This is a genomic window from Micromonospora sp. M51 (assembly GCF_018070305.1).
In the GTDB taxonomy this organism is placed as follows: Bacteria; Actinomycetota; Actinomycetes; order Mycobacteriales; family Micromonosporaceae; genus Micromonospora; species Micromonospora parva.
The window spans coordinates 1-4567 of the sequence record NZ_JAGPXZ010000512.1 but is presented as its reverse complement, the minus strand read 5'-3'; the positions used below and the strand labels follow the sequence as shown (position 1 = coordinate 4567).

The window sequence follows — 4567 nt, the reverse complement described above, 5'->3', positions numbered from 1 at the left end:
CACCACAACTCCGATCGGCGGCAGCGTCAGCTGTGTGTACGAGACAGGGCGATCTCGTTGTCGGGCAGCCCCGGCTCCCGGTAGGCGGTGGCCGTACCGGGCCGACCACAGCGCGGGCAGGTGGTGACGGGCGACGTCATGCCGCGCAGGATACGGGCTCCTCGATCGACTTCACTCGGTTTCGCCCGCAGCGGCCGGCGGTGGGTAACGCCGGTCGGCTGCTGTCGAGGGTTCTACAGCGTCGGCACCTGCCCTGGGTGGGTCGGCTCCCCCTCGCCCGGCGGTCGTCCGCCGCCACTTCCCGGGAACGCGAAAATGCTGCATAATATCCCTTATGCATGACAAAAAGGACGAATCGCTCGGAGTGCTGATCGAGGAGTTCCTGACCGCTCGCGCCACCGGCAAGCCCTCCCCCCACACCCTGGCTGCCTATCGTCGGGACCTGTACGCGGTGGCCGCCCTGGTCGCCGACGGTGACGCCACTCCCCTCCCCCTCGACGAGCTGTTGATCACCGACCTCTCCCCCCGCGTCATGCGGGCGGCCTTCGCCCGCTTCGCCGCTCCCCGGGCGCCCGCGTCGGTGCACCGGGCCTGGTCCACCTGGAACAGTTTCTTCACCTTCCTGGTCGCCGACGGGGTGGTGGCGGGCAACCCGATGCCGGCGGTCGGACGGCCCCGGGCGCTCCTCCCCCAGCCGAAGCCGCTGCGCGGCGCGGACACCCCCGAGGTGCTGCTCGCGGCGGTCGCCCGCGACGACGGCCGGCAGCGTGACCCGTGGCCGGAGCGGGACGTGGCGGTGCTGGCGGTGGCGCTGTGCGCGGGGCTGCGCCTGTCGGAGCTGCTGGCGTTGCGGGTCGGCTCGCTGGCGGGTCGGCCTGGTGAGCGGCGCATCGAGGTGCTCGGCAAGGGTGGGCGGCCCCGGGTGGTGCCGATCGAGGCGGACCTGGACCGGGTGCTGCGGGACTACCTGGACAGTCGGGTGCGGCGCTTCGGTTCGCGGTCGGTGCGGCCGGACTCGGCGTTGTTGGTGGATCGGCGTGGTGAGCCGCTGCGCCGGGGTGGGCTGCAGTATCTGGTGGAGTCGTGTTTTCGGCGGGCGGGCGTCGGTGACCGGGTGCCGCGGGGAGCGCGGTTGCACGCGTTGCGGCACACCTTCGCGACCCGGTTGGCCGAGGACGGGGCGAGCGCGGCGGAGATCATGCGGTTGCTGGGGCACGCGTCGTTGGCGTCGTCGCAGACGTACATCGAGGTGACGGCCGTTCAGCAGCGCGACGCGGTGCGGGCCAACCGCACCAACCGGGCGTTGGCCGCGCTGGTGCCGGTGCGGGAGGAGCGGTGAGCGCGGTCAGTGGGCCCGCTCGTCGGTGTCGCCGGCGGTTTTGGGCAGTGCGCCGAGGACCGCGTTGATGATGTGGATGCGGGCGTTGGTGGCCCGGTAGTCGGCGCACACGGCGTCGGCCCGGTCGGCGAGGCGGGCGGTGGGTCCGGTGCGGGCGACGGTGACGGTGGTGCCGTCGAGGGTGGTGGTGGTGCCGGCGGTCACCAGGTCGTCGATGGTGTGGGTTCCGGTGATCAGGTGTGCCTTGAGCAGGGTGCGGAGCTGGTCGGTGTGGCGGGTCATCAGGTCGTCCCAGTTGTCCTCGGAGAACATGGCGGCGAAGGCGTCGTCGGAGGGGGCGAGGATGGTGACGTCGGTGCCGGTGGGCAGGTCGGTGAGGGCGCCGCTGGTGCGCAGGGCCGCTTCGAACGTGGTGAGGGTGGGGATCCACCGCAGTGCCTGGTCGACGGGTTGGTCGGCGAGGAAGCTCGGGTTGCCGGGGTCGGTGCCGGTGGGCAGGGCGGCGCAGAGCGGCCCGGTGACCTGGGTGGCGCTGGTGGTGTCGCGCGGTGGCTTCGGGTCCGTTGTGGTGGTGCAGGCGACCGGGGTCAGCAGCAGGACCACGGCAACCAGGTGCAGAGCGCGGGACGGGTTCGACACGGCGGGCTCCACGGGTCGGGGTTGGGGGGTGGGGTGTGCCGGCGGTGCGGGGCGGGGGGCCCCCCCCCCCCCCCCACGCCGGCTCGGCTAGCTGATGGTCACAGTGCCGCGCACTGGTTGGTGCGCGGGCCGTGCACGGTGTTGGCGACGCCGAGGTTGGTCGGGGCGGTGCTGTTCGCGGTGCAGTTGAGCGGGCCGCGGATGGTGTTGCCGGCGAGCAGTGCCGCGGTGGTGCCGGTGGTGTTGCCGGTCAGGCTGGCCGGGCCGGCGATGGTGACGTCGATGATGGAGATCGCGTTGGTGGTGGTGATCTGCAGCGGGCCGTTGACGGTGCTGTCGGCGAGGACGACGCCGGCGGCGCGGTTGGCGCTGACGGGTCCGCTGATTGTCGTTGCGGTCGCGACGAGTGCCGCGCCGGGCTGGACGGTGACGGGGCCGTTGATGGTGGCGTCGGCGGCGCAGGTGAAGCCGGTGACGGTCAGTGGTCCGTTGCGTCGGCCGGTGAGGGTGGGGTAGACGCGTTCGCCGTCGGTCAGCTTCTCGACGCCCTGGGTGTCGAGCAGCAGCGGGATGAGGCCGCGTTCGGGCTGGTTGAGGGGGACGTACCAGCCGTCGTTGGTCTTGATGACCTGCCAGCCGTGTGCGGCGATGCGCTGGGCGACGGTGGTGCCGACGCCGCCTGGTCCGTCGGTGCGTGCGCCGTTGTACTGCTCGTCGGTGAGCTTGTAGGCGCAGGGGGCGTTGTCGAGGATGAGGTCGGCGCGGGGGGCGTCGAGCGGCGGCGGGCTGTCGCCGGGGTGCGGGGCGGGGTGGGCGGGGATGGGTCGGGAGCCGCGGAAGACGAGGCGGCCGGTGTTGGCGGCCTGGATTTCGATGGACTCGGCGCGGGAGGTGAGGATGTCGTTGCGGTCGGCGCGGTGGTAGTCCAGGAACTGGTGGAAGGTCCACAGGGCCGAGTAGGTCTTGCGGCGTCGGTTGTTGGCGGTGTTGCCCTCGTCGGGTCGGGTCTGTCCGCCGGAGCTGCGCAGTTCCAGCAGGGAGTTGGCGACGTTCTTGAGGCCGAGGGTGTTGCGCAGGATGGTTTCCTCGCTGAGGCCGACGTTGCCGCCGCCTTCGCAGCCGTAGGGGCAGGCCCACCAGCCGGCTTCGGCGCCCTTGGTGTACATGTGGCCTTCGATCATGTCCTGGGACTGGTCGAAGATGGGTTGGGCGACGTTCTGGTGTCGGGGTGGCAGCATCGGCAGGTCGCCGGCGCGGGAGTTGCCGAACTCGTGGCCGTCGTAGCCGGCGACGGGTCGGTAGTCGCGGACCATCTTGATGTACGCGGCGGTTTCCGGCTGGCGGATCAGTGAGTAGTCGCGGTTGAGGTCCTGGCCGGTGGAGTTGCCGCGGGTGTTGTTGGCGCGGCCGTCGCCGTTGATGGTGGGGACGATCAGGACGGTGGTGTGGCTGAGCAGGTCGGTGATGCGGGGGTCGGTGCTGAAGGCGAGTTGCCGGGCCATGATGAGGCAGGCTTCGCGGTCGCCCGGTTCGTTGCCGTGCACGTTGCAGTTGATGGCCACGGGTGCGGTGGCGGCGACGGCCTCCGGGGTGGTCGCGGGGGTGGGGTAACCGATGACCAGCATGTTGATCGGTCGGTTCTGGACGGTGCGGCCGAGTTCGACGACGCGGACGCGGTCGCTGAGGGCGTCGATGGCGGCGGTGTAGGCGTACTCGTCGGTGTCGCTGGTGTACTGGGCGGCGTGGGCGGTTTCCCACTGGGTGCGCAGTTGCTCGCCGGGGGTGTCGGGGTTGCCCCAGGGTGCGGTGGTGGTGGCGACGACCGGGTCGGAGTAGGGCTGTTCGGTGGTGCCGGCGCGGGCGCGTACCCGCCACTGGAAGGTGTCGCCGGGGTTGAATCCGGCGTCGGCGAAGGTGGGTGCCTGTTGGTTGATCTGGCGGTTGGGGCGCCAGATGCCCACGATGGTGGGTGCGCCGGTGGGGGTGCCGGTGGCGTCGACGGCGGTGCGTTCGATCTGGTAGTCGGTTGCCCCGTCGACGGGTTGCCAGGCGAGGGTGGCGTACCCGTCGGCTTGGCGGATGGTGAGGTTGGTGACCTGGTTGGGTGCTGCCGCGCTCTGGGCGTTGGCGGGGGTGGGTGCGGTGGTGAGGGTGAGGGTGAGGAGTGTGGCTACGGCGATCGCTAGGGGTCGCTGGTGTCGCATGTGGCCTCCGACTAGTTGATCGTGGCGCGATTCGATCAGCATGGTCGTCGGAGATCGTCTATGCAATGATCTTGAGGGAATCTTGCGGCTGGGCGGGCCGCTCCCCCGGTGGCCGCCGCTGGCGGGTGTCGGTGGTGGTCAGGGTTCGATGAGGCCCGCGCGGATGGCGTATCGGGTGAGGTCGAGCCGGTCGCGGAGGCCCAGTTTCTGCAGCAGGTTGCTGCGGTGCCGCTCGACGGTCTTGATGCTGATGAACAGCAGTTCGGCGATCTCCTTCGAGGAGTGCCCTTCGGCGACGAGTTTGAGGATCTCCTCCTCGCGGCCGGTGATGGCGCGTTCGGGTACGGGTTCGCCGTTGCGGACGCGGTCGAGGTAGTTGCGGATC

At 70.9% G+C, this 4567-nt stretch carries 4 protein-coding genes; 1 reads left to right on the top strand and 3 read right to left on the bottom strand.

The window, feature by feature from the left end; genetic code table 11:
* Positions 1–334 precede the first annotated feature (334 nt).
* A complete protein-coding gene (locus KBX53_RS23355; protein WP_210861650.1) occupies positions 335–1339 on the top strand; it encodes a tyrosine-type recombinase/integrase in 1005 nt (334 codons plus the stop codon).
* A gap of 6 nt (positions 1340–1345) precedes the next feature.
* Here the strand turns inward: KBX53_RS23355 and KBX53_RS36505 are convergent, their stop codons facing one another.
* The 3 genes from KBX53_RS36505 to KBX53_RS23340 all read right to left on the bottom strand — a co-directional run.
* Positions 1346–1978 carry a fasciclin domain-containing protein gene (locus tag KBX53_RS36505; protein WP_210861647.1) on the bottom strand — a complete coding sequence of 211 codons (633 nt, stop codon included), beginning with the start codon at positions 1976–1978 and terminating at the stop codon, positions 1346–1348.
* 98 nt (positions 1979–2076) lie between these two features.
* Positions 2077–4182, bottom strand: a complete 2106-nt coding sequence (locus tag KBX53_RS23345; protein ID WP_030327685.1) for a M14 family zinc carboxypeptidase — start codon at positions 4180–4182, stop codon at positions 2077–2079.
* Between the two features lie 138 nt (positions 4183–4320).
* Positions 4321–4567, bottom strand: a 247-nt coding sequence (locus tag KBX53_RS23340) for a response regulator transcription factor (RefSeq protein ID WP_247676094.1), incomplete at its 5' end; no start/stop codon positions are given.